The sequence below is a fragment of the Brevibacillus humidisoli genome (assembly GCF_020923435.1).
Lineage (GTDB): Bacteria > Bacillota > Bacilli > Brevibacillales > Brevibacillaceae > Brevibacillus_E > Brevibacillus_E humidisoli.
The window spans coordinates 2,246,035-2,269,938 of record NZ_CP087263.1; the positions used below are offsets into that span (position 1 = coordinate 2,246,035).

Below are 23,904 nucleotides of genomic sequence, written 5' to 3' on the forward strand. Positions count from 1 at the left end.
CTACTTTTGCTCTATATCGTTTCAGTCCGATCAGTCTTCACGCTCCAAAATGGCGGCGATGCCTTGACCGCCTCCTATGCATGCTGTCAGCAAGGCGTAGCGACCCTGTATGCGGTTTAGTTCGTGCACGGCTTTTGTCGTTAAAATCGCTCCGGTAGCCCCCAGTGGATGACCGTGAGCGATAGCGCCACCGTTTACGTTTACCTTGTCTGGATCCATCTGAAGTTCCCGGTCGCAAGCGATCACTTGAGCCGCAAAAGCTTCATTGATTTCGATTAGATCTAGATCATCCAGGCTGAGACCCGACTTTTCCAATACCTTGCGCGTTGCCGGCACCGGCCCGATCCCCATTATATTGGGATCTACTCCTGCGATCGCCCGTTCTCGTACGACAGCCAAAACCTGCTGTCCCAGTTGTTCCGCCCTTTCCCGAGCCATGATGACGAGTACGGAAGCGGCATCATTTAAACCAGAACTATTGCCGGCAGTCACAGTCCCTCCTTCCTGGAAAGCAGGAGCAAGCCGTGCTAAGCCTTCTAAGGTCGTCTGTGGCCGGGGATGCTCATCCGTATCGAACAGATAGCTCTCTTCTTTTCCGTTTGGGATCGGGATAGGGACAATCTGATCTGCAAACCGTTGTTCCTCCATGGCGCGGGCCATTTTCTGTTGACTTTTCAACGCGAACGTATCTTGTTCTTCACGGCTAATAGCGTACGTTTTGGCAAGTGTTTCTGCCGTAATCCCCATGGGCGGATTTCCAATTTCACTCGGTGATAATGGAGGTCTGATAAATGCAGGCGGCTTCATACTGTACAGTTTTGCAGGTTTCTCCATCAAATAAGGGGCCTGACTATAACTTTCGACCCCTCCCGCAATATAAATGTCTCCGTCTCCTGCCGTAATCGCTTGTGCAGCCAAAACGAGTGCGTTAAGTCCCGACCCGCACTGCCGATCAACCGTTAATCCGGGAATGTCCAACGACAGGCCTGTCTTCAACCCACATAAACGGGCAATATTTCCGCCTCCACTCAAAACGTTTCCCAAAATCACATCATCAATCATCTCCGGTTTCAAATGAGCCCGTTTCATCGCTTCCTTGATCACGATAGCGCCGTATTCATGTGGGGGCATCTTGGCCAGAGCCCCGCCGTTTCTAGCGACTGCCGTTCGCACCGCTGTAACAATCACAGCATCACGCCTCATACTCCCAACCCCTTTCGTCGCTCATGCAAACTGCTCAACTGCGCAAATTTCTGCTGCACATAGTCCGCAAAAATGGTATGCTGCAAACAAATAACAAACTAACCAGTTGGTATGTTTTTGCTTTTTTAAACGATATGATGGTGGGGTGAAAAAATGAAGATCTTTTTCATTCGTCATGGAGAATCGGAGCACAATCTAGACCGCTCTCGAATGGCCACTATCCATGATTCCAAACACAGCCTTACCGAGCGGGGCAGAAAACAAGCGCAGACCACTGCGCAATTTATGAGCGAGCATGTGAAAGGCAGCGCCACCCTCTTCACATCCCCTTATCGAAGAACTGTAGAGACAGCCAGATACATAAACGCCTTGCTCCCCGAGAACACACCCTTCCATGAAAATCCTCTGCTAAGAGAGTGGGAGCTGGGAAATCTATACGATTTTCAGAACCGTTCCCCCGAGGCCAAAAGAGAATATAAAGCGGCAGGAAAATTTTACTTTCGGTATTTGAACGGGGAATCGCTGGCCGACGTATATCTTCGCTCCGCCCTGTTTATGCAAAGCGTTGTCCAACGACTTGTGCGGCAGCAATTTGACCATGTGATCGTGATTACGCATGCTGCCTTTATTCAGATGCTGCTCGGTTTTTTACAGAATTGGCCTGTTGAAAAAATGGAGAATTTTCAGCCTGTGGAACATGCTGCTGTCATTGCTGTACAAGAGACGGATGGAGAGTATCAATACGAAAAGATTTTTGTCCCTGTCATCAGTTGATCAATTGCAGCAAGGGATGACATCGCATGTTTCCGGCAATGAAGCGGCCAAGAGGCTGTTCGAAAGTTGTTCTTCTTTGGAAAAACCCGATGTCTTCCCCCATAACCCAAACCCCTATACGGACTCTCCCAGTCTGACATGCCCTTTTAACAAGTTTCTTGCGATGATTAGCCGTTGGATTTCATCGGTTCCGTCATAGATTCGCCATAGTCGTGCTTCCCGGTACCATCGTTCGATCGGAAGTTCCTTGGTATACCCCATTCCACCGTGAATCTGCAGAACGCGGTCGACAACCCGGTTTCCCATGTTCGCCCCATATAATTTTGCGATGGAAGCGTAGTGACGATTATCCATACCCTGATCCAGCATCCAGGCCGCATGGAACACGAGCCACTTGGCCGCCTCGATTTCTACGGCCGAATCTGCTATCATCCACTGAATGGCTTGTCGTTCGGCGATGGGCTGCCCAAATGTGACCCGCTGCTTGGCGTACTCAATCGCCATTTGAATCAGCCGTTCCGCTGCACCGACCGCTCTCGCTCCGACAATCCAACGGGCAAAACCGATCCACTCCAATCCAAGGTTGTACCCACCGTGCAATTCTCCCAAAATGTTTTCTTCCGGCACCCTCACGTTCTCAAAGATCAGGGACGCAGGCCCCCACTCTCCCATCGTGTGAACGTACTCGGACCGCCAACCACTGTCACGGTCGACCAAAAAACAAGTTACGCCGCCGCCTGCTGCCTGTTTCTCTTTGTCTGTGACAGCAAATACCATCGCAAAATCGGCTTCATTCCCGTTCGTGATAAAGATCTTCTCCCCATTTAAGACCCACTCATTGCCAACTTTCTCTGCACGCATGCTGATCCGCCTGGTATCAGAACCAGCCCCCGGCTCCGTGAAAGCAAAACAAGAAATTCTCTCTCCATTGATGGTAGGAATCAGATACTTCTTTTTTTGCTCTTCGTTGCAGTAATAGAGGATGTTGTCGGCAAATCCGCCAAAGTGAAAAGGAACAAAAGTGCGTGACAGTTCCATGACGACGAGCGCTTGCATCATTTGGCCAAGGTTGGCCCCGCCATATTCCTCGGGAGTGTTGATTCCCCAAAAGCCCAGTTTCTTTGCTTTGAGCTGCAGTTCTTTTTTCTGCTCGACCGTGATGCCCGGTCTACCTTCTCGCTCATTGCGAAGCACCTCCGCTTCCAGGGGCATCAATTCTTTTTCGACAAATTTTCTGACCGTCTTCTGGATCATTTTTTGTTCTTCTTGCAATCGGAAATGCATGGTATCCTCTCCCTTTTCGTTTGATTATTTTACAGAACAGATGTGCTTGCCGCCTGTTCACTTACTACGGTTTGATCACCAGTTTTCCCCAGGTTTTCCTTGTGGCCAACAGTTCCATGGCCTGCGGCAACGCTTCAAACGGGAATTCCTTACATACGATGGGACGAATCGCTCCTTGTTTATTTAGTTCCATCAGGCGACGATGTGCTTCGATGATCCGCTCAGGCATCAGACGTCGGAACAACCCCCAGTGTACGCCGACAACGGAATAGTTCTTTACCAATGCATGGTTCGCAGGGGCATCCGCGATCCTCCCGCCAGCGAAACCGATCACCAGGAGCCGTCCTTCAAAGGCGATGCATTTTCGGGAGCGATCAAACGTGTCACCGCCAACCGGGTCAAATATGATATCCGCACCTCGCCCCTTTGTCACATCATTTACGATATCTACAAAGTTTTCAGCCAGATAATCAATCGCAACATCGGCTCCCAGGTCCTTGCATATTCGCACTTTTTCCGGTCCCCCCGCGGTTGCGATGACACGGGCTCCCGCTGCGCGCCCCAGTTGAATGGCCGCGGAGCCCACACCTCCAGATCCGGCATGAACCAGCAGCACGTCACCCGATTGGACCGTTGCCCGTCGATGGAGTGCATAGTAGGCGGTCTGGTACGTGATAAACATGGATGCTGCCTCGCTCCAGGAGAGAGAATCGGGAATCGGATAGACGTGATCCTCTGGTACGCAGACCCATTCGGCAAATCCTCCCGAATTAACACTTCTCCCAGCTGTGGAGTTGGGGTGGGCCTATCTTCCAGATGCAGCGCCTTGAGCGGATCGGATAATTCTTTGACCAACCATGTACGCATGGCATGTTTCCTCCTTGCGGGTATATTGCGACGAGCGGGAACTTAACGCTTAAAAGCAGCCGCTCCGTCGTCGACGCAAAAAACATGTCCGTTCATAAAAGAGGCGTCGTCACTGGCGAGAAACGTGACAACCTTTGCCACTTCCCCCGGTTGGCCTGCTTTTCCTCGCATGTGAGCGCGCTCAATTTTTCGCCATATGTCCGGGTTGTCTTTCCATTCCGCAACAATTCCTGTGTCCACCAACCCTGGCGCAATGCCAGCCACTCGGATGTTATACCGTGCCAGATCGAGTGCGGCAGATCTCGTCATGCCAACGACAGCTGCTTTGCTTGCGTGATAAGGGAAAGCACCGCGGTCAGCCATAAATGCGTAAATGGAAGCCGTATTGATAATCACCCCACCCGATTCTTTCATCGCATTGCCGGCTGCCTGGATGCCGAAAAAAATGCCATGCTGATTGATGTTGACGATACGATGATACTCTTCGTGCGGAAGTTCCAGCACATTGCAGCGCTGTTTCACGGAAACGCCGGCATTGTTAAACATAACGTCCAGCTTTCCGTATCTCTCTTTGGTTTTGGTTACAAGTTGCTGAACGCTTTCAAAAAAAGACATGTCGACGTGGACAAAACTGGATTCTCCACCTTCGTTTTTGATCGACATGACCGTCTGTTTGCCCGATTCTACATCTACATCTGCGGCAATCACCTTGGCACCCTCTCTGGCGAACTCTACCGCCGTTGCACGGCCGATACCGCTTCCAGCACCGGTGACAATGACTACTCTATTTGCAAATCGCATATGTCCTCCTCGTCTTCTCATTTCATACCAACGTTCATACCAACCGGTCAGTAGGTACTGTCATTCATCGACGGGTAGTTCTATTTGCACGTATTTGCCATCTTTCATCGTTATCGCTCTTGGCCGAACGATGAGTCCCCCGTCTTGGGATAAACCTTTTGCCAGCACTGGAACGCTGTCGTCCGACAGTTGCTTGCAAGCTTCATCAATTTTTGCGCGAATGGCGGCAGCGTCATCCGTTGTTCCTGCCAGTTCCATCGCTTTGGCAAATACATGCATAGCCATGTAATGGTAAGCTACTTCTGAGGTAGGTACTTTGTCATCACCCAACTTCTTTTTGTAACGTTCCACAAATTTTTTGGTTCCTTCTGTCGGGTACATGGATGAGGGGTTTATTCCAATAAAGCCTTCCAACATTTTCGGATCCTGCAATATCGGTTCTATTTCTTCCACTTTTGCCTGATCCATAGCGATAATTCCACCGGCAAAGCCCTGATCCCGAGCCGCCTTGATCACAAGTGCCGTCGGTTGGGAAGCCCCTCCGACAAATAGGACATCAGGTTGGCTGGCAAGCGCTTTCGTAACGGCAGGGGCAAAGTCACTCTCTTTATTGTAGTCTACTGGGTTTTCCGCCACGATTTCCCCGCCAAGATCTGTCCATGTCTTCTTAAACAGTTCACTCCAATCTTTTGCATATTGATGGGTCCCGGGAACCAGCGCCACCTTGTTGCCGAAGCGTTTCATCATTTCCTCCGTGAATGTCTTTGGATACATATCGTATCGGGGAGGGATGCGGATGGTTAACGGATTATTTACATCAGTAACTTTTGGTTCGCTTGTATAAGCGGCGATCAGAAATTTCTCTTGCACGTTAAAGGTTTGCAAGGCAAATACGCCGCCCGAATGCGGCACAAAAATAATGGCTGCTTTGTGCTCAGATCGTAGCCGGTGTGCATTGGTGGCGGTTTCGTTTGGCAGATACTTGTCATCCAGCGCCTCCAGTTTCAGCTTCACCGTATCGGTTCCCACTTTGATGCCACCCGCCGTATTGATATCGTCAATGGCCATTTGCAGACCATCCAAGGTGTTTTTTCCGTAGAGTGCGGCACCACCGCTCTGTGGCCCGGACCAACCGATGCTGACTTCTCTGGTTTGGCTGCTGCCGTCGTCGCTGCCAGAAGTGGTTTGGTTGCCGCACGCTGTCAGCAATAGCAAGGTAGACAAGACAAGAAGATAACACCACTTTCGTTTCATTTGACCCTCTCCCTTATATCGATGGATTCACTCCTTTAGGCACCAATGTACGCTCGCTTCACCTCCTCATGGTTGCGTAATCCGTCGCTGGAATCTTCCAGAACGATCTCACCATTCTCGATGATATAACCGCGGTGTGCGATCTGCAGTGCCGCATAGGCATTCTGCTCCGCCAACAATACACTTGTGCCACTGCGATTGATTTCGGCTATCGTTTGAAACATTTGTTCAACCACCAGTGGAGCAAGCCCTACAGACGGCTCATCCAACAGCAGTAGTTTCGGTTTTGCCATTAAAGCGCGGGCAATCGCAACCATTTGCTGCTGACCGCCGCTCAATGAACCGACCGCTTGTTCCCTTTTGTCGTATAAAACCGGAAACAATTGAAAGACGTGCTGCAGAGAACGAGAATGACCCAATCTATCTTTTCGGTATACATAACCGCCCAAGACCAGATTCTTTAATACAGACATCTCCAGAAACAGTTTTCTGCCTTCAGGGCATTGGGCGATCCCCGCTCTTACAATCCGGTCGGGAGACCAGCCGCCGATCGATTTTCCCCTAAAATGAACGTCACCCGTCGCTGGCTTCAAAAGACCGCTGATGGTGCGAAAGATCGTGCTTTTACCTGCACCGTTCGCCCCAAGCAAAACGACCAGTTCTCCCTCTGTGATCTCCAGGTTTATGGAATGAAGCGCTTTGAAGCTGCCATACTTCACTGAAACATTAGTCAGTTTGAGCATGCTGAGCCCCTCCCAGGTATGCCTCAATCACCTTTTCATTCTGACTGATTTCCGCAGGTGTGCCTTCTGCAATCTTCGTCCCCTGGTTCAAGACCATAATGCGGTCGGCAAGGTTCATAATCATCTGCATCTTGTGCTCAATCATGCAAACGGTTAGACCGGCATGTTTCATTTTTTTGATCAGATCGGCAAGTCCGCTTGTTTCATCCGCGTTTATGCCGGCTGCCGGTTCATCCAAAAGCACAAGTTTTGGCTCTGTGGACAATGCCAAAGCGATTGCCACTCTTTTTTGTGCTTCTTGTGAGATGCTTGCTACCGGCCGGTTCGCCAAATCGGCAGCACCGACAAACTGAAGCACTTCCCATGCTTTCTCTCTGCATGCCTCTTCCTCTCTGCGATACCGTTTGGTCCGTATAACGGCATCCCAAAGCCCGCTTTTGGTCCGTAGACGATGACCGATCATGAGGTTGTCGATCACGGTTGCCTCCGTAAACAGTTTCGTGGTCTGAAACGTGCGGGCGACTCCCAACTTCGCCATTTGATGAGACGGCTTTTTTGTTACATCCTCTCCTTCAAGCAACAGGCGACCGGAAGTTGGTTGATAGAGGCCGCTGATTACGTTGAAGAACGTCGTTTTTCCTGCTCCGTTAGGACCGATAATGGCTGTGATTTCCCCTTGATTCATGTGAAAATCGACGGCGTAAACAGCGGTATTGCCCCCAAAACGTTTCGTTACTTGTTCCGCTTTAAGCATCCGCTTTCCCTCCCGAAAGCCTTTGCTCATGGACGCTCGATACCGCTGTTGTATGCTCTGCTCTCCTTTCCAACTCCGTTTGCCGTCTCTGTTTCAGTCGGACGCATGTCCCGATGATGCCATATGGGAGAAACATCACAAGCAGCACGAGAACGGGGCCGAAAATCATCATCCGATACTCTTGCCAGGACTGCAGCATTTGCATCAAAATCGTCACAAGAGTGGTTCCCACCAAAGGGCCCCACAGTGTACCGATTCCACCTACCAACAGATAGAGCAGCATGTCAAAGGTGTGTTCCACATGCGCGATATCGGGTCCAAGGAATCGGATATACCCTGCGTACAACGCTCCTGCCAAACCGGCCAATACGGTTGAATGGACAAACGCCAGGATTTTGTTGCGCATGACGTTGATTCCCAAGGCCACCGCCAGTTCTTCGCTGTTCCGGATCGACATAAACGTTCTGCCCACCAGCGATTGGACAATCCGCTTGTTGATCAGCGCCGTTAGGACGAGGAAAAACAGAATCAGGTAATACTGAGATGTCAAGCTGGAAAATACCAAAGATCCGATTTGCGGAACGGGAATCCCGAGCAGTCCGCGAACCCCCTCTGTTAACGACTCCCATTTTTCAATCAAAAGCAGAAGAATCACTCCGACACAGAGGGAAAAAATCGCAAAATAGTGCCCCTTTAAACGGAGAGAGATGAAACCTACCAGGGCGCCGATCAGTCCTGTTGCAACCATGGCGACAACGAGTGAAGGTAGAAAGGGCATTTCCGCTTTTACCATCAGGAGTCCAAATGTATAAGCTCCGATCCCGAAAAATCCGGCATGTGCCAGTGACAACTGTCCAGTGTATCCGACGATGACGTTCATACCGCTGACAGCGATTGTCCAAATAAACACCCTAGCCAAAACATCGAGATAGTAAGTATTGGAAATGAGCACAGGAATCGCTGCAGCAATCAGCAGCAGCGCTGGGAGAACCAGTTTGGAAGCCCGTTGCGAAATGCGATTCTTTCTCATCCTATTGGGCCTCCTTTGCAAACAATCCGGTTGGTTTCAATGTTAATATCAATACGAGGATCACAAACGCGATTAAGTCTTTATACTCACTGTTGAGATAAGTGCCTGACATGCTTTCCGCCAGTCCCAGAATATATCCTCCTAAAACAGCGCCCGGAATACTGCCCATCCCTCCCAGGACAATGATCACGAACGCTTTAAGATTCACCATCGCCCCCATCGAGGGATAGACAAGGTTGATCGGTGCTGCCAATGAGGCTGCCGCAGCGGCAAGACCAGACGCAATCCCAAACGTCAGTAGAGATACTTTGTTTGCATTAATGCCAACAAGAAATGCCCCTTCCCTGTTTTGCGCCATCGCTTCGATGGTTGCTCCGATCACCGTTCTTTTCAGGAACAGGTTTAGACCGACCATCAGTACGATTGCGGCGAGGATAATGATTGCCCGTTGTTGTGTGATCGTAAGCCCAAACAGGTTCATGACATCTTCATAAGGAGATTCAAGGCGGCGGTAATCCGCTCCCCAGATTTTGCGGGCGGCCGATTCTAGAAACAACATCACTCCGACCGCAGCGATCATCGCGTTGATGTGGGGGGCGTTATGCAGCGGTCGAAAAACCAGTCGCTCCAGCAGCATGCCGAAGACCACCATGACTGCCACAGAGACGAGAATAGCCGGCCAATAAGCAGATCCGTACAAGCTCATCATAGACAGGGTTAAGTAGGCCCCTAGCATATACAGGTGCCCATGTGCAAAATTAGGCAACTGCATAATCCCGTATATCAACGTGATTCCGAGAGCGACGAGACTGTAAATGCTTCCGACCACCAATCCATTTACCATCTGTTGAAAAAACAGCTCCATCTACTCACCCCCCCGCCCCCTCTTTTATATTGGAATATTCAGTGAAATGCGGCTACAGCTTGTTCTTTGCTTCCTCCACCAAGACCCGCCGCAGGATTTTCCCGACCGCCGTTTTCGGGAGCGAATCACGAAATTCAATCATCCGCGGCACTTTAAAAGCAGCGAGATGCTGTCGGCAAAATCCTTCTATTTCTTCCGGTGTCGCGCTTTGTCCCGGCTTGAGAACAAGGAATGCTTTGACCGTTTCTCCCCTGTACGCATCTGGGACACCTACCACGACTGCTTCCAGAACACCGGGGTGCGAGTAGAGAACTTCTTCAACTTCACGGGGGTACACATTATATCCGCTGGCGATAATCATGTCTTTTTTGCGATCCAAGATATAAAAGAAGCCATCTTCATCCATTTTGGCAATGTCTCCGGTATAGAGCCAGCCATCACGAATGGCGCTGGCCGTTTCTTGCGGCATGTTCCAATACCCCTTCATCACTTGCGGTCCGCGAATCACCAGCTCCCCTGCTTCACCGATTGGAAGGGTTTGCGTACCGTCCGAAAGATGGACAATCCGGGCTTCTGTTCCGGGCAGCGGGATACCGATGCTCCCCAGTTTTTTCGTACCGTCGCGAGGATTTGCATGCGTGCTTGGGGAAGCTTCCGAGAGTCCGTACCCTTCATACATGTTGGCGCCTGTCTTTCTTTCAAACGAACCGATCAGATCTACCGGCAGCGGTGCCGATCCGCTGTTGCAAACGCGTATCGCGTCAATCCCGTACCGGTCGGCGTCCGGATGCGAGTTGAGGGCGACGTACATCGTGGGCACTCCAGGAAAATAAGTAGGTTGATGCTCTTTTATCGTCTCCAGCACCTCAGGCACATCGAACCGCGGAAGGAGAATCACGTTCGTGCCGGTCAGGATGCCTATATTCATCGCGCAAGACATCCCATAGACGTGAAACAGCGGAATCACCAACAGGATTTTATCTCCCTGCGTTAACGGTTGTTCACTTGCGTGTGCGATCCCCTGCTGGGCATTGACCACCAGATTTCGATGCGTCAGCATGGCACCCTTGGCCTGTCCCGTCGTTCCTCCCGTATATTGAAGAACGGCCACATCTTCCTCTGGATCAACTGTCTCATCCGCTACAGGGCTGCCCAGTCGCAGGAAATCATCCCACGAGATGGAATCGCCCGACAGCTCCTGTTTGGAGGGAACGAGCGATATGAGGATCGCTTTTTTTAGATTTCCGGCTGCGGCCATGCGGCGGACCTTGGGATACAGATCAGCGAAAACAAACAAGACCTCTGCTCCCGAGTCCTGCAGGACATGCTCGATTTCCCGCTCCGCATACAACGGATTTACTTGCACGACGATAGCTCCCCGCCGAAGAGCACCGTAGAAGGCTGCTACATACTGCGGGCAGTTTGGCAGCATGATTCCCACCCTGTCGCCTTTTCGAACACCGATTTGATGCAACGCATGGGCCACCTGTCGAGTCAACCCTTGCAGTTGTTTGTAACTCAATCGCAGGTGATAGAATGTGATCGCGGTTTGCTCTCCCATCTCTGCTGCTGTTCGATCAAGCATTTCCGGCAGTGACATCAGCTCGCCCGCAAACGATTTCCCCTTGGCATGACTCAAACCGTTCATGACCGTTACCTTCGACATGAGGCAAACACCCTTCCCCTCTGTATCAAGAGTGCGAAAACTGGAGACCTCTGATCAAACGCCGCCGCGGACATAAAGCACTTGACCGGTAATAAAACTTGACTCTTCGGATACTAAAAATAAAACGGCATTGGCTATGTCCAGCGGTTTTCCCGTCCTGCCCAAAGGGGAACGTTGGGCGGCAGCCTTCTTTAACTCTTCAAAATCGATACCCATTCTATCTGCGGTTGCCTTTGTCATCTCGGTCTCGATGAATCCAGGAGCTACAGCATTGACATTTATATTGAATTTCCCCAGTTCGATGGCCAACGTTTTGGTAAAACCCTGCAATCCCGCTTTTGCTGTGGCGTAATTGAGCTGTCCCCGATTTCCTAAGGCAGACGTGGAACTGAAGTTGACGATTTTTCCGTATCGCTGTTCGACCATGTGACGCTGGGCGGCTTGCACCGCGTAGAATGAGCCTTTTAGGTGAACGTTCATCACAGCGTCCCAATCGTCATCCGTCATTTTATGAACCAGATTATCGCGGGTGATGCCGGCATTGTTCACCAGGATGTCAAGTCGCCCGAACGTATCGACCGTCGTTTGGACCATCTCTTCTACAGATTGACGTTTGGTGATGTCACATGGGATCGCGATCGCTTCCCCGCCTGCTTTGCGGATCTCCGCCGCCGTCTCCTCGCATGTGGACTGTTCAACATCTGTGACTGTCACCTTTGCGCCCTCCTCGGCCAGCCTGATGGCTGTGGCCGCCCCTATGCCGCGTCCGGAGCCGGTAATAATCGCTACCCGATCTTTTACTCTCATGTGCATTCTCCTCTCAAGTCGTGGTTTTGTTGTACGTTTTGCCTCTCACTGTCATGTCGCTGTCTTACCGTACGTATGGGAATTAAGCGGAAGATCCTTTTGCTAGGCAACAGGCATGGTATACTTCGCTTGGCCGATCACTACCTGATCTCCTTTTTGAGTGGACGCCCACACTTCACAAGTTACAACCTGCTTCTCCCCGTCTACTCCAGCCTCTATAACCCGGCCTGCACACGTGATGACATCTCCCGGTCTTACCATGCCAGTGAACCGGGCACCAAATGTCAGCAGATCCCCATCGTTTCCGATCGTATCAGTCAGCAGTTGCCCTACAAACGCCATCGTCAACATTCCATGGACGATCACTCCGCCAAGACCGGCTTGCTGGGCGAACTCCTCCACGGTGTGAATAGGGTTGTAATCGCCTGACGCGCCCGAATACATGACGAGTTGCGTATTCGAGACGGCCGGCTTGACGAGCGGTCCAATCTCGTCTCCCACCTGCATTCTTTTGCTGCTCATGACCTTCCCCCTTTCCCTCGATAAATCACAGTCGATCTTGCTATGAACACCGTCTCACCCGACTCGTTCACTCCTTTTTGCTCATACACCAGAAAGGTCATCTGCCCCAGTTTCCCTTCCTTGAGGTAGGCGTCCGCCAGTTTGGTCGAGCAATAGAGTACATCGCCTGCGCCGATTGGCTGCCGATATTCAAAATGTTGTTCCCCGTGGATCAGCCCTTCCCTGTTGAAGCGAAGGCCTGGTATTTCACCGTAGTCAAACGTACGGCTAAAGGTTGGCGGTGCGATGATTCTGCCGTACCGGCTTGCCTTTGCGTACTCTTCATCACGGTACAGCGGGTTGGCGTCTCCGATCGCATCGGCAAACTTCTTGATTGCTCCTTTCTCCACCTCATTTTTCACCGGTACCGATTCGACACCGATAAAAGGTTGAAACAAGTCCAAACTCATCCTCATCCCCCCATTCTTGGATTGCACCAGCATGCAAGACGATCTCGCTGATCAGCGGCGAGCGACGGAGAAATCTACAGATGGCGATTCATTACATCGCCGTCACCCCTCCGTCAACTGCAAGCACTTGCCCTGTTACATAAGCAGATGCGTCAGATGCGAAGTACAAAGCGGCTCCTTTCAAATCGGTTTCCCCTCCATAGCGTCCCATGGGCGTCCGTTCCAGGATCTGCTCCCCGAATTGCTGAAGCAGGCCCGATGACATTTTTGTTGGAAAGAAACCGGGAGCGATTGCATTGACCGTAACGCCCTGTCGCGCCCATTTCATCGCTAAATCGCGGGTAAACGAGATCACGGCTCCTTTGCTTGCATTGTAGGCGATCGCATTCATAAAGCGAGGATCACCGCCAACCAGACCGGCAACGGAGGCGATGTTTACAATTCGGCCGTATTGTCGCGACACCATTTCCCGCCCCACCGCCTGCGACATTAAAAACAACCCCGTTACGTTTACTTGCAGCACTTGATTAAATTTTTCCAACGGGTATTGCTCAACTGGAGCCCCCCACGTAGTCCCGGAATTATTAATCAGTATGTCAATCTTGCCAAATGCCCGTTTTGTTTCCTCCACAACGCGCTCCACATCGTCCGGATTCGTGACGTCACATGGAAGCGACAGGCTTTGTCGGCCTAATCCTTTGATTTTTTCGGCTACTTCGTCACACGCTCCCTTTTTCCGGGAGCAGACCACAACAGCAGCGCCGGCCTCTGCCAGACCCATCGCGATCTGTTCACCGAGACCGCGTCCGCCTCCGGTGACGATTGCCACTTTTTCATGAAGATCAAAAAGTTCTTGGATACGCATGCAGCACTCCTCCTGTTCAACCCAATCCGATAAATCGCCAACAGCACCGATTCTCTTAGCTGTTGCCGAAGCATCAGATGATTTTTTCCATAACAGCCGCTAGAATCCATGCATGGCAATCTGGTGCGCTTGATGCATGACATTCTCTGCGACCTTTCCGAGACGCTCAAATCGGGGGTCCATCGTTTGCCCCATCTTCCAGCGATAGTAGATCTGTTGACAGATGACCGCTACCTTGTAGTACGCATAGGTTAGGTAGAAATCAATTTCTGTCAAGTCGCGTCCGCTTTTCGATGCGTACCTCTCCAGCAACTCGCGACGAGAAAAGAAGCCAGGCAGGGATGTTACAGAGGTAAGTCCGCTTCGCAACTGCTCGGCATCCTCTACCTCATCCCAGTAGCTGACCGTGATCGCCACATCGGAGAGTGGATCGCCGATCGTAGTCATTTCCCAGTCCACCACGGCCACCACTTGTGCCGCATCAACTGTGGACAAAATCAGATTATTCAGCTTGTAATCGTTATGAACGATTGTGGCTGGAGGAGATTCGGGCAGATGCTCCAACATCCATTTTGCCGTCTCTTCAACCACAGGGATCTCATCGGTCTTGGATCGTTCATATCGTCCAATCCATCCATGAACCTGCCGTTCCATAAAGCCTTCCGGCCGCCCGAGCGAACCAAGGCCAGCAGCCTGCCAATCGATCTCGTGCAGGGCAACAAGGGTCTCAACAACCGATTCAGAGATTCGCTGTCCCAGCTCGGGAGAGTATGCCACACCATCCGGCCATTCGCGATCCAGTACCATCCCCTTCCTTCGTTCCATCACATAAAAGGGAGCTCCCAAGATAGTTTCATCCTCACAGAATAGATACGGCTTAGGAGCCAGTGGATACACTTGGTGAACCAGCGACAAAATCCAACTCTCTCGCTTCATATCATGGGCTTTAGGCGCGATTGGTCCAAGCGGCGGACGGCGCAAAACTACTTCCCAGTCGCCACTGCGAAGCAAATAAGTTAGATTGGAGTGGCCTGCAGGAAATTGCTCTACCTCAAGCGGTGCGTCCGGTACATCTGCAATATGTTCGCGCAGGAAGCGCTCCACATGTTGGAGATTCAATTCTTCCCCCGGCCGAACCGGAATCGTCTCTCTTGATCCTCCTTGTCTCACACCCCTCACATCCCTTCTTCCCAACCGTCTTGCCATAGGCGATATTGTTTCACTCATGCCCGGCCAGTTCCCATTTGGCGATCGTGCGGCGATGCACTTCATCCGGCCCATCTGCCAGTCGCAGCGTACGTGATTGCGCCCACATGGAAGCCAGTGGAAAATCATCGCTTACACCCGCGCCCCCGTGTGCTTGGATCGCTCTGTCGAGTACACGGAGCGCGACATTGGGCGCCACTACCTTGATCATGGCAATCTCTTTCATCGCCGCCTTATTCCCTGCCGTATCCATCATATAGGCCGCCTTTAAGGTCAACAAACGAGCCTGCTCTATTTCGGCACGGGAGTCCGCAATCCACTCCTGAATCACCCCTTGTTCCGCAAGCGGCTTGCCAAAGGCGACCCGTTGTTTCACCCGTTTGACCATCAGTTCAAGTGCGCGTTCGGCAACTCCGATCTGACGCATGCAGTGGTGAATGCGTCCAGGCCCCAAACGGCCTTGCGCAATCGCAAATCCTTTGCCCTCACCCCACAACATGTTGGCAGCGGGAACGCACACATTATCAAATATTATTTCCGCGTGTCCGTGTGGGGCATGATCATACCCAAAAACCGGAAGCAGCCGTTTAATGGTAACCCCGGGCGTATCCAATGGAACCAAGATCATAGATTGCTGTTCATGCTTGGGAGCGGATGTATCGCTTTTGCCCATGACGATCGCGATCTTGCATCTGGGATCGCCGGCACCGGATGACCACCATTTACGGCCGTTTATGATGTATTGATCACCATCTCTCACGATATTCGCTTCAATGTTGGCAGCGTCTGATGAAGCGACGTCCGGTTCCGTCATGGAAAAACAAGAGCGAATGCGGCCTGCAAGCAGGGGAACTAGCCACTGTTCTTGTTGTTCCTTAGTCCCGTAGCGAACCAACACCTCCATGTTCCCTGTATCTGGTGCACTGCAGTTAAAGACTTCGGGTGCAATCGTGGAACGCCCCATGATCTCACACAATGGCGCATATTCCAGATTCGTAAGACCTGCACCGTATTCGGTTTCGGGCAAAAACAGGTTCCACAATCCGGCAGACTTCGCTTTCTCCTTCATCTCTTCCATGATCGGAGGAACAGTCCAACGACCAGCCGAACGCAGCTGTTGGTAGTAAACGTTTTCATTTGGATACACAACTTCATTCATAAATTGAATCAGCTGCTCTCTTACTTTGTGCACCTTTTCAGAGTACTCGAAATTCATCGTATCTCTCCTATACCATGAGAGTTTTCCATTTGCTGCTCATGTCGATTGACCTCTCCTCAGATCAATCGACATGAGCAGCACTACATACCTACCGGTCAGTATTATTTGGAAAATTGGAACTATTTAATCATATTATAATCCCCCCGAACTTTATGCAGCCAGTAGGTATTTTTCGAGTCAATCTGACAAGAACCTAAATTCTTTGCCATAAAAAAGGTGAGCCGTGCCGACTGACAATCCTGTTCTCTCCATCAAAGGGTTGCTTGACGAATTAGGGGATGTACAGCACTGTTACTCCCTTTATGCTGGTACCACTTTAGAGATACTGCTTCTTCAGTTGAGCCGCGATAATATTTTTCTGAATCTCGGATGTCCCTTCGTAAATTTTGGAAATACGGGCATCGCGGTAGAAACGCTCGATCGGGTATTCGGCTATGTACCCGATCCCTCCGTGGATCTGCACCGCCTTGTCAGCCACCTTGTTGTACACCTCTGAGCCGAGCAGCTTTACCATCGCGGCCTCTTTGATCACGTTCATTCCCTGGTCAACCATCCAGGCGACCCGGTAGGTCAACCACCTCAGCGACTCAATGTCCAGGGCCATCTCAGCCAAGTAATGCTGAATGATCTGCTGCTCGAGAATGGGCTTGCCGAACTGGACTCTTTCGTTGGCAAATGCAATCGACATTTCAAGCAACTTCTCACTGGACCCTAGATTGCGTGCAGCCAGACCTGCCCTGCCATTCGCCAAAATTTTCAGCGCGTTGACGTAACCGCCTCCTTCTGCCCCGAGTACGTTCTCTGCCGGCACCTCGCAATCTTCAAAAAAGATCTCGGCTGAATGGGAGCCTCTCAGTCCCATCTTCTTTTCCTTTTTGCCTACATGAAAGCCAGGTAGATTCTTCTCTACGAGAAAGGAGGTGATTCCTTTGGCCCCTTTGGATGGATCGGTCACCGCCATAACTGTGAAGAGATCAGCGATGGGTGCATTGGTGATATAATGTTTGCAGCCGTTCAGCAGGTACTTGTCTCCTTTTTTTATCGCCGTGGTTTTCAGATTGGTCGCATTGGACCCCGCACTGGGCTCGGTTAAGGCAAACGCCCCGATCCATTCTCCTGAGGCCATCCGAGGCAGGTATTTTTGTTTCTGCTGTTCATTGCCAAATTGTACGATTCCAACCGATCCGATGCCGGTATGCGCCCCGATCACAGATGTGAAGCCATTATGTGTACGGCCCAATTCCTCATAGATCGCACATCTGTCGATCATGCCGATCCCAAGTCCGCCGTATTCTTCCGGTATGCTGAGGCCGAACAACCCCAGTTCTTTTGACATCTGCAGAATCCGTTCTGGAATTTCATCGTTCTCCTCAACCCCCATGGCAACCGGCTCCACTTCCTGTTCCACAAACTGGCGCACATTTTGCTTGACTAGTGCAATCTCATCCGGCAGTTGAAAATTCATCATGCCAGTTATAGCTCCTTTCTACAGGTTGCTGTACTCCTGAAACCCCCTGCTTGATTTACTTCCCACCCTCCTGCTTTCGCGTATGTCTCCAGTAGGTTCTAGAGCAACTCCATCGCAACGGCCATTCCTTGTCCCCCGCCGACGCACAATGCAGCCAATCCTAACGATTCTCCCCGCCGCATCATTTCATGCAGCAGCGTGGTGACAATTCTGGCTCCGGTAGCGCCTAGCGGATGGCCCAATGCGATTGCTCCCCCGTTCACATTTACACGGTCCTGATCCAGTCCTAATTCTCGGATCACCGCAAGAGCTTGGGCGGCAAACGCCTCATTTAGTTCAACCAGACCGAAATCAGACAATGTCATTTGCGTGCGCTTCAGTAGCTTGTGCACAGCCGGAACAGGTCCGATGCCCATGATCTTGGGTGATACTCCGGCACATGCCCAGTCGATGATTCTCGCCATCGGCTTCACACCCAGTCGCTCCGCCTTTTCGCGAGCCATCAAAACCAGGGCGGCTGCACCATCATTTCGCCCGCACGCATTTCCCGCGGTAACCGTCCCATCCGGCTTAAACGCTGGCTTCAGGGCCGCCAATTGTACCATCGAGGTTGTTCGTGGGAACTCGTCTGTGTCAAAGAAAACGGTTTGTTTCTTTTGCTTGACCTCGACCGACACAATCTCTTCTCGAAGAATGCCGCCTCGCATGGCCGCTGCCGCCTTTTCCTGACTCTTCAGGGCAAAGGCATCTTGTTCCTCTCTGCCAATGCCGTACTTAACCGCTACATGCTCCGCCGTCATGCCCATCCCGAGCCGGGAGCCATATCTCTCATTTGGCTGTTGTCCATTCTCCAGATTGGAATCGACAAGTACCGGATTCCCCTCGCCAAACCGGGCATTACGCAAATAGATAGGGGCGCGACTCATATTTTCCGCACCGCCGGCCACGACGATTTCCGCTTGACGAAAGGCGATTTGCTGGGCGGCGGAGACGATTGCCTGCATCCCGGATGCACACAGCCGATTCACGGTGAAAGCGGTTGCGGTTTCAGGTATACCAGCCCTTAGAGCAGCTACTCTTGCCATATTGGATGATTCCGATGTCTGTCGGACCTCTCCCATGATCACTTCGTTCACCAGATCCGGGGATATCCCGGCTCGGCGTACTGCTTCCGCAATGACCGTTGCTCCGAGCGTGCCCGAGGGGATATCTTTCAGACTGCCTCCATACTTTCCGATCGCGGTCCGTACCGCTGATACAATGACGACTTCCGATACCACTCGCTCTCCCTCCATTCCAGAACGTCATCTCACTCGCTATCCCGCTCCATGCCGTGATCTGCTCTCACCTGTTCAGGATCCATTTGCAAGGATGATGCCAAGAGGCCAAACTGCAAATACGTACACCGTGAACTCAGGTATCAACAAAGGCCGCTCAGGAAAATGAATAACGGGGAAACAGGTACGTATTAAGTCATTTATGTATTAACTCATTCATTCGTGTATCAAAAATGATCTTTCTTTCCTCGCCTCCTTGAACGACTCCTTCGTTCTATACCGGTATGGCAGCGGTGCACAATAACAGACCAAAAAAAAGAAGGCACATTCATAACAAGTGCCTTCTTTCACTGCCGTGCAGACGTCTGCAGGCGGTATTTTTTCAGTTTGCGGACAATGGTGGCCTGACTGGTCCCTAATTCTTCCGCGATTTTATAGGTGCTGTTAAATCGTTTCACCGCATTGGCTAGCATTTCGTATTCAGCCCGTGCAATCGCATCCTGTAGCGACTTCACTTCCCTTTTTCGATTCTCCGTCTCCCGATATTCGCAGGGCAGGTCTTTTAGGGTAATCGTTTTGGCAGGAACGGTTAAGATTAACCGTTCCACCAGATTGGATAATTCCCGCACGTTGCCGAGCCACTGGTAATGGTAGAAAAAATCTTTCACTTCTCGGTGACACTCTTTTGTGATTCGATACTTCTCCTGAAAATGCTTGAAAAAATACTGAACCAGTGGCAAGATATCCTCTCTTCGTTCACGCAGAGGCGGAATAGAGATCGGGATCACATGTAAACGATAATACAAATCTTCCCGAAACGTCCCTTTTTCCACCATCTCCTTCAGATTGCGATTGGTGGCGGCAATGAGCCGTACATCTACCTGCTTCGGTTTGATCCCACCTACTCTTTGGATCTGTTTTTCCTGCAAGACCCGCAGCAGTTTTACCTGAAGCGACAGCGGCAGCTCGCCCACCTCGTCCAAAAAGAGCGCCCCTTTGTGCGCCAACTCAAACAACCCCGGCTTCCCGGATCGGCTGGCACCGGTAAAGGCCCCCGGTTCAAATCCAAACAACTCCGATTCCAGTAAATCGTGCGGGATAGCTCCACAGTTCACCTTGATCAATTCCCCTGTCTCAAATCGGCTGCTTGCGCGGTAAATGTGGCGAACCAAAACGTCCTTGCCGACACCCGTCTCACCAAGGATCAAAATAGTGGCGTCAACATCGGCGATCCGATCAGCCATCTCGTAAATCTCCAGCATTTGCTTGCTTTGCAAAATGACATCCGGATCACGACGAGCCTTTTTCTTGAGCTTCTCCAGTTCCTTTCGGTATTGATCGTTCAACTGCAGCGCCTTGTTCAGTTGATCATGCAGTTCGTTCAGTTCCGTGAGATCACGGATATTGGTGACTACTTTCTCGATCTCTCCCACTTCGTTGAATACCGGCGTCCCGGTCATTAGGGTCTCCTTGCCCGCATAATTGTGCTGCACAACCGTAACCGGACGTCTCTGCTCCAGCACCTTGAAGGTAACAGAATCCCTTAAAATGCCCCTGTGCATCAGATATTGGTATTTTTGCCGTAATAGTACTCTTTCGGGATGCCGGTGATCCGTTCAATGGCGGAGTTTGTTTTTAAGGTCGTTCCGTTGTGATCGGTGATGTAGATGGCATCGTACGAGTTCTCAATGATCGCGTCCAGTTCCCGATTCAGCTTATCCAACTCAGCAATCTTTTGCTGCAAATGCGAAACGAGGGAACCATCGCTCACCAGGTACAAGATCATTTCTTTCCCTTGGCTTGTGATGGGATGAGAAAGCAACAGATACAGGTCTCCCTGGAAGTCAACCGTGAGCAGATGGTTCCCTATTTCCTCCCACTTGTTAAACAAATCCCTGAAATTCCGCTTGTCAGTCAAGCTTGGAAACCGTTTGGCAAACTGTGCATTAGAGCACTCAATCATACCACTCGGATCGGTTACGAGGACGGGAAAAGGGATCGTCTCCATCCAATCACCAAGCTGGGCCATTCCCTGCGACCTCCTTTGCCTCAAGGATTTTCCGTTCTAACACGCGCTGAGGTTTACTGAACTTTCAAACTTATCTTTCATCTTATCCAATTCATTCTTGAATCGTCAACAATTGGTTCCATTCCGCTGCCTCCACCCTGTCCTGTATACTAAAAGCGGAAAGGAGGGTGCTTGGATTGCAGGATTTCTCGGAAAAATGGCTTCCTACCTACATCAAACGTGGTCTGAACGTGCTGTTTTGCGGGATTAATCCCGGCAGGGTTTCCGCAACAAAAGGGTACCACTATGCCAATCCGGCCAACCTGTTCTGGAGAGGTCTGTATGAAGGAGGGTTGACACCGTATCAACTGCAGCCGGAAGAGACGGCCCAACTGCTTGATTACGGATATGGCATCACCGATCTGGTCGCCCGACCCACCCGTTCCTCAGGTGATCTAACACAGGATGACTTCGCGCAGGGAGCTGCCGATTTCGTACGGATGGTGCAAACGTACCAACCACGCCTCGTCTGCTTTAACGGTGTGACTGCCTTTCGCCATGCGACCGGTAAACAGAAAGGTCCGATCGCACTGGGCCTGCAGGATGACCTCTTTTTTGGCACCCGGGAGTGGCCGGGCTGTCATCTGTTCGTAATCCCCTCTACCAGTGGTGCCAACGCCAACTACACACGGGAAGAGCGGTTGGCCATGTTTGGCGAGCTGTACGAGGTACTGCGTCACAAAGGCTTGCTGGCAGATAGTGCAATGGGTAGCGAATAAAAAGGCCGTCAGGAAACGCCCTGACGGTCCTTGCATTACTACTATAACAGCATGCGTCGGCACAGTGAAAAATCAGATCGGCCAGGCTCCTGGCGGTGCCGTCCTATACAACGGCATAGGTGTTGCCGCTCCGTGATGCTCTCACAACAGGCAAAACATCACGAACCAACCACTTTCCCCGCCGTAACCTCCTCATGCAGCGACTTCTCTAGGACGTATTCCGTCAACTCGACGGTCATTTGATAGTAGTTGAACGGTGTAATCAGATAGATCCCGTTGAAATGCTTCATCGCTACATCGAGAAGTTCCTTGGCCATGGCGATTCCCTCGCGTCGGGCTGCCTCTCCCTTTTCCACCAGCCTCATTCGGTTGAGCGCTTCCGCTGACAGCTTGATGCCGGGGACTTCGTTATGCAGGAATTCCGCGTTGCGCCAACCTGTCAGCGGCATGATCCCGAGAAAGATCGGGATCGGAATATGCTTAGTCGCCTGATAAATCAGTTCGATCGTCTCGCTGTCGTAGACTGGCTGGGTCATGATAAAATCGGCCCCTGCCTCTACCTTGCGCTCCAGCCGCTGCACTGCTGCCTCAATGCGGCGAACATGCGGGTTAAAGGCTGCGCCAACAATAAACTGGGCTTGTTGCTTCAATGGTCGGCCAGAGAAAGAGTAGCCTTCGTTTAACTGCTTGACCATGCGGATCAGATCAAACGATGTGACATCAAAGACCGAGCTTGCTCCCGGCAGATCGCCAAAACGCGACGGATCACCGGTAACAACGAGCACCTGATCGATCCCCAACGCATGCAGACCCATCAGATGAGACTGTTGCCCGATCAGATTGCGGTCTCGGCAGGCGATATGCACCAGCGGATCGACTCCAAACTGACTCTTCATAATCGCTCCCAATGCCATGTTGCTCATCCGTACATTAGCCAACGAGTTGTCAGCCAGGGTAATCGCATCCGCCCCTGCCTTGTGCAGCTCACAACATCCCTGCAGGTAGTGATCGATGTCCAAATCTTTTGGCGGGTCCAACTCAACAATCACCGTATGTCGCTGTTTGACCAGGTCGACAATACTAGGCTTTTGCCGCTGCTTGACACTGCGGATCGACAGTGACTCCCGATCCTGTGGTGAGAACTGCGGATTGATGCGGGGCAGCGGCTGAAGTCCCTGCATAGCTTGCGCGATCGCCTGCACGTGGGCCGGTGTCGTGCCGCAGCAGCCGCCGATCAAGCGCACACCTTGCTCGCGAAGCCTCAGCGCACTCTCGCCAAAGTATTCGGGCGATGATTTGTAAGCATATTCCCCATCGGACAAACCTAACCTGCCGGCGTTAGGGAAAGCAGATATCTGTATATCTGTCGGCACCACCGTTGTCTCAAAGGAACGCAGCACCTCAGCCGGTCCCAATCGACAATTCAAGCCGACGATGTCACTGCCTGCCTGACTGACTTGCTGAAACGCTTCTGTCAACGTATAGCCGTCCCGCGTCCGCCCTACTTCCAGTGTGGCCAACTGAGCGATGATCGGCACATCCGTCAGCGAACGCACGACAGAGACCGCAAGCAGCAACTCCTCAAGATCGAGAAAGGTCTCTAGAATCAAACCGTCCACACCAGCATGCAGCAACGCTGTCGCTTGTTCTTCAAACAGATCCCGGTATCCGTCCAACTGCTGGCTGAGTACCCGACCGGCTACGATCGAACCGATGCTGCCGACTACGTAGGCATCATCTTCTGCCGCTTCCTTCGCAATCGCCACAGCAGCCCGGTTGATCCGCGTCACTCTGTTCTCCAGATTGTAGCGGCCCAAACTCTCCCGGTTGGCCCCAAACGTATTGGTTTCCAAAAGTCTGGAGCCCGCTCTGTAATACGACGCGTGCACCTCGTACACCAGCTTGGGATTAGATAGACACATCTCCTCAAAACTGACACCGACCGGGACTCCCAATTGATACAGTTGAGTGGCAATCGCCCCGTCGCCGATCAGCAGGTTGTCTTTCAGGTAATCGAGTAGCGGTGGTTTCTTCCCCATGGTTTCCCTTCCCCCCACAATCCT

General features: G+C 51.5%; 23 protein-coding genes. 2 read left to right on the plus strand and 21 right to left on the minus strand.

All coding sequences use genetic code 11. The features are described 5' to 3' along the window. Positions 1 to 30: 30 nt before the first annotated feature. Positions 31 to 1,203 carry a thiolase family protein gene (locus LOK74_RS11190; RefSeq protein WP_230046702.1) on the minus strand — a complete coding sequence of 391 codons (1,173 nt, stop codon included), beginning with the start codon at positions 1,201 to 1,203 and terminating at the stop codon, positions 31 to 33. A 153-nt stretch (positions 1,204 to 1,356) separates the two neighbouring features. Between LOK74_RS11190 and LOK74_RS11195 the strand changes: the two genes are divergently transcribed. After that, positions 1,357 to 1,977, plus strand: coding sequence for a histidine phosphatase family protein (locus LOK74_RS11195; RefSeq protein WP_230046703.1), 621 nt, complete (start codon positions 1,357 to 1,359; stop codon positions 1,975 to 1,977). A gap of 114 nt (positions 1,978 to 2,091) precedes the next feature. Here the strand turns inward: LOK74_RS11195 and LOK74_RS11200 are convergent, their stop codons facing one another. The 19 genes from LOK74_RS11200 to LOK74_RS11290 form a co-directional block, all read right to left on the minus strand. Beyond that, the gene (locus LOK74_RS11200; RefSeq protein WP_230046704.1) at positions 2,092 to 3,261 is read right to left on the minus strand and encodes an acyl-CoA dehydrogenase family protein; all 1,170 of its coding nucleotides are present in this window, start codon (positions 3,259 to 3,261) and stop codon (positions 2,092 to 2,094) included. Between the two features lie 64 nt (positions 3,262 to 3,325). Then, the gene (locus LOK74_RS11205; RefSeq protein WP_230046705.1) at positions 3,326 to 3,943 is read right to left on the minus strand and encodes an NADPH:quinone oxidoreductase family protein; all 618 of its coding nucleotides are present in this window, start codon (positions 3,941 to 3,943) and stop codon (positions 3,326 to 3,328) included. A gap of 227 nt (positions 3,944 to 4,170) precedes the next feature. Then, a complete protein-coding gene (locus tag LOK74_RS11210; protein ID WP_230046706.1) occupies positions 4,171 to 4,929 on the minus strand; it encodes an SDR family NAD(P)-dependent oxidoreductase in 759 nt (252 codons plus the stop codon). 60 nt (positions 4,930 to 4,989) lie between these two features. Then, positions 4,990 to 6,183 carry an ABC transporter substrate-binding protein gene (locus LOK74_RS11215; RefSeq protein ID WP_230046707.1) on the minus strand — a complete coding sequence of 398 codons (1,194 nt, stop codon included), beginning with the start codon at positions 6,181 to 6,183 and terminating at the stop codon, positions 4,990 to 4,992. A gap of 35 nt (positions 6,184 to 6,218) precedes the next feature. Further along, positions 6,219 to 6,926 carry an ABC transporter ATP-binding protein gene (locus LOK74_RS11220; RefSeq protein ID WP_230046708.1) on the minus strand — a complete coding sequence of 236 codons (708 nt, stop codon included), beginning with the start codon at positions 6,924 to 6,926 and terminating at the stop codon, positions 6,219 to 6,221. Further along, positions 6,910 to 7,680 carry an ABC transporter ATP-binding protein gene (locus LOK74_RS11225; protein ID WP_230046709.1) on the minus strand — a complete coding sequence of 257 codons (771 nt, stop codon included), beginning with the start codon at positions 7,678 to 7,680 and terminating at the stop codon, positions 6,910 to 6,912. Before LOK74_RS11225 ends, LOK74_RS11220 begins: the two co-directional genes overlap by 17 nt. Continuing rightward, positions 7,673 to 8,710, minus strand: coding sequence for a branched-chain amino acid ABC transporter permease (locus tag LOK74_RS11230; protein WP_230046710.1), 1,038 nt, complete (start codon positions 8,708 to 8,710; stop codon positions 7,673 to 7,675). The genes LOK74_RS11225 and LOK74_RS11230 overlap by 8 nt, the downstream gene beginning before the upstream one ends. A 1-nt stretch (position 8,711) precedes the next feature. Continuing rightward, positions 8,712 to 9,575, minus strand: coding sequence for a branched-chain amino acid ABC transporter permease (locus LOK74_RS11235; protein WP_230046711.1), 864 nt, complete (start codon positions 9,573 to 9,575; stop codon positions 8,712 to 8,714). 52 nt (positions 9,576 to 9,627) lie between these two features. Beyond that, a complete protein-coding gene (locus tag LOK74_RS11240; RefSeq protein ID WP_230046712.1) occupies positions 9,628 to 11,241 on the minus strand; it encodes a long-chain-fatty-acid--CoA ligase in 1,614 nt (537 codons plus the stop codon). Positions 11,242 to 11,295: 54 nt separating this feature from the next. Further along, complete coding sequence (locus tag LOK74_RS11245; protein ID WP_420908761.1) at positions 11,296 to 12,054, minus strand: SDR family NAD(P)-dependent oxidoreductase; 759 nt, start codon at positions 12,052 to 12,054, stop codon at positions 11,296 to 11,298. 96 nt (positions 12,055 to 12,150) lie between these two features. Next, positions 12,151 to 12,570: a MaoC/PaaZ C-terminal domain-containing protein gene (locus LOK74_RS11250; RefSeq protein ID WP_230046714.1), complete on the minus strand. Its 420-nt coding sequence runs from the start codon at positions 12,568 to 12,570 to the stop codon at positions 12,151 to 12,153. After that, the gene (locus LOK74_RS11255) at positions 12,567 to 13,019 is read right to left on the minus strand and encodes a MaoC family dehydratase N-terminal domain-containing protein (RefSeq protein ID WP_230046715.1); all 453 of its coding nucleotides are present in this window, start codon (positions 13,017 to 13,019) and stop codon (positions 12,567 to 12,569) included. The genes LOK74_RS11250 and LOK74_RS11255 overlap by 4 nt, the downstream gene beginning before the upstream one ends. A 91-nt stretch (positions 13,020 to 13,110) precedes the next feature. Beyond that, positions 13,111 to 13,884 carry an SDR family oxidoreductase gene (locus tag LOK74_RS11260; protein WP_230046716.1) on the minus strand — a complete coding sequence of 258 codons (774 nt, stop codon included), beginning with the start codon at positions 13,882 to 13,884 and terminating at the stop codon, positions 13,111 to 13,113. A 99-nt stretch (positions 13,885 to 13,983) separates the two neighbouring features. Beyond that, a complete protein-coding gene (locus LOK74_RS11265; RefSeq protein ID WP_230046717.1) occupies positions 13,984 to 15,054 on the minus strand; it encodes a phosphotransferase family protein in 1,071 nt (356 codons plus the stop codon). 49 nt (positions 15,055 to 15,103) lie between these two features. Further along, positions 15,104 to 16,306, minus strand: coding sequence for an acyl-CoA dehydrogenase family protein (locus LOK74_RS11270; protein WP_230046718.1), 1,203 nt, complete (start codon positions 16,304 to 16,306; stop codon positions 15,104 to 15,106). Between the two features lie 319 nt (positions 16,307 to 16,625). After that, positions 16,626 to 17,774: an acyl-CoA dehydrogenase family protein gene (locus LOK74_RS11275; protein WP_230046977.1), complete on the minus strand. Its 1,149-nt coding sequence runs from the start codon at positions 17,772 to 17,774 to the stop codon at positions 16,626 to 16,628. A gap of 101 nt (positions 17,775 to 17,875) precedes the next feature. Then, a complete protein-coding gene (locus tag LOK74_RS11280; RefSeq protein WP_230046719.1) occupies positions 17,876 to 19,072 on the minus strand; it encodes a thiolase family protein in 1,197 nt (398 codons plus the stop codon). A gap of 329 nt (positions 19,073 to 19,401) precedes the next feature. After that, entirely contained in the window at positions 19,402 to 20,514 is a 1,113-nt protein-coding gene (locus tag LOK74_RS11285; protein WP_230046720.1) for a sigma-54 interaction domain-containing protein, read from the minus strand. Positions 20,515 to 20,615: 101 nt separating this feature from the next. Continuing rightward, a complete protein-coding gene (locus LOK74_RS11290; protein WP_230046721.1) occupies positions 20,616 to 21,083 on the minus strand; it encodes a PAS domain-containing protein in 468 nt (155 codons plus the stop codon). A 167-nt stretch (positions 21,084 to 21,250) separates the two neighbouring features. On the opposite strand from LOK74_RS11290, the gene LOK74_RS11295 reads away from it, so the two are divergent. After that, positions 21,251 to 21,841, plus strand: a complete 591-nt coding sequence (locus LOK74_RS11295; RefSeq protein WP_420908762.1) for a mismatch-specific DNA-glycosylase — start codon at positions 21,251 to 21,253, stop codon at positions 21,839 to 21,841. A gap of 158 nt (positions 21,842 to 21,999) precedes the next feature. On the opposite strand, the gene LOK74_RS11300 is transcribed toward LOK74_RS11295, so the two are convergent. After that, positions 22,000 to 23,880: a bifunctional homocysteine S-methyltransferase/methylenetetrahydrofolate reductase gene (locus LOK74_RS11300; protein WP_230046723.1), complete on the minus strand. Its 1,881-nt coding sequence runs from the start codon at positions 23,878 to 23,880 to the stop codon at positions 22,000 to 22,002. Positions 23,881 to 23,904: the final 24 nt, after the last annotated feature.

What these genes read in the sequence shown, in the direction of transcription:
- LOK74_RS11190 (WP_230046702.1), bottom strand. Translation starts at nt 1,203, where the DNA reads ATGAGGCGTGATGCTGTGATTGTTACAGCGGTGCGAACGGCAGTCGCT.
- LOK74_RS11195 (WP_230046703.1), top strand. Translation starts at nt 1,357, where the DNA reads ATGAAGATCTTTTTCATTCGTCATGGAGAATCGGAGCACAATCTAGAC.
- LOK74_RS11200 (WP_230046704.1), bottom strand. Translation starts at nt 3,261, where the DNA reads ATGCATTTCCGATTGCAAGAAGAACAAAAAATGATCCAGAAGACGGTC.
- LOK74_RS11205 (WP_230046705.1), bottom strand. Translation starts at nt 3,943, where the DNA reads ATGTTTATCACGTACCAGACCGCCTACTATGCACTCCATCGACGGGCA.
- LOK74_RS11210 (WP_230046706.1), bottom strand. Translation starts at nt 4,929, where the DNA reads ATGCGATTTGCAAATAGAGTAGTCATTGTCACCGGTGCTGGAAGCGGT.
- LOK74_RS11215 (WP_230046707.1), bottom strand. Translation starts at nt 6,183, where the DNA reads ATGAAACGAAAGTGGTGTTATCTTCTTGTCTTGTCTACCTTGCTATTG.
- LOK74_RS11220 (WP_230046708.1), bottom strand. Translation starts at nt 6,926, where the DNA reads ATGCTCAAACTGACTAATGTTTCAGTGAAGTATGGCAGCTTCAAAGCG.
- LOK74_RS11225 (WP_230046709.1), bottom strand. Translation starts at nt 7,680, where the DNA reads ATGCTTAAAGCGGAACAAGTAACGAAACGTTTTGGGGGCAATACCGCT.
- LOK74_RS11230 (WP_230046710.1), bottom strand. Translation starts at nt 8,710, where the DNA reads ATGAGAAAGAATCGCATTTCGCAACGGGCTTCCAAACTGGTTCTCCCA.
- LOK74_RS11235 (WP_230046711.1), bottom strand. Translation starts at nt 9,575, where the DNA reads ATGGAGCTGTTTTTTCAACAGATGGTAAATGGATTGGTGGTCGGAAGC.
- LOK74_RS11240 (WP_230046712.1), bottom strand. Translation starts at nt 11,241, where the DNA reads ATGTCGAAGGTAACGGTCATGAACGGTTTGAGTCATGCCAAGGGGAAA.
- LOK74_RS11245 (WP_420908761.1), bottom strand. Translation starts at nt 12,054, where the DNA reads ATGCACATGAGAGTAAAAGATCGGGTAGCGATTATTACCGGCTCCGGA.
- LOK74_RS11250 (WP_230046714.1), bottom strand. Translation starts at nt 12,570, where the DNA reads ATGAGCAGCAAAAGAATGCAGGTGGGAGACGAGATTGGACCGCTCGTC.
- LOK74_RS11255 (WP_230046715.1), bottom strand. Translation starts at nt 13,019, where the DNA reads ATGAGTTTGGACTTGTTTCAACCTTTTATCGGTGTCGAATCGGTACCG.
- LOK74_RS11260 (WP_230046716.1), bottom strand. Translation starts at nt 13,884, where the DNA reads ATGCGTATCCAAGAACTTTTTGATCTTCATGAAAAAGTGGCAATCGTC.
- LOK74_RS11270 (WP_230046718.1), bottom strand. Translation starts at nt 16,306, where the DNA reads ATGAATTTCGAGTACTCTGAAAAGGTGCACAAAGTAAGAGAGCAGCTG.
- LOK74_RS11275 (WP_230046977.1), bottom strand. Translation starts at nt 17,774, where the DNA reads ATGAATTTTCAACTGCCGGATGAGATTGCACTAGTCAAGCAAAATGTG.
- LOK74_RS11280 (WP_230046719.1), bottom strand. Translation starts at nt 19,072, where the DNA reads ATGGAGGGAGAGCGAGTGGTATCGGAAGTCGTCATTGTATCAGCGGTA.
- LOK74_RS11285 (WP_230046720.1), bottom strand. Translation starts at nt 20,514, where the DNA reads ATGACCGGGACGCCGGTATTCAACGAAGTGGGAGAGATCGAGAAAGTA.
- LOK74_RS11290 (WP_230046721.1), bottom strand. Translation starts at nt 21,083, where the DNA reads ATGGCCCAGCTTGGTGATTGGATGGAGACGATCCCTTTTCCCGTCCTC.
- LOK74_RS11300 (WP_230046723.1), bottom strand. Translation starts at nt 23,880, where the DNA reads ATGGGGAAGAAACCACCGCTACTCGATTACCTGAAAGACAACCTGCTG.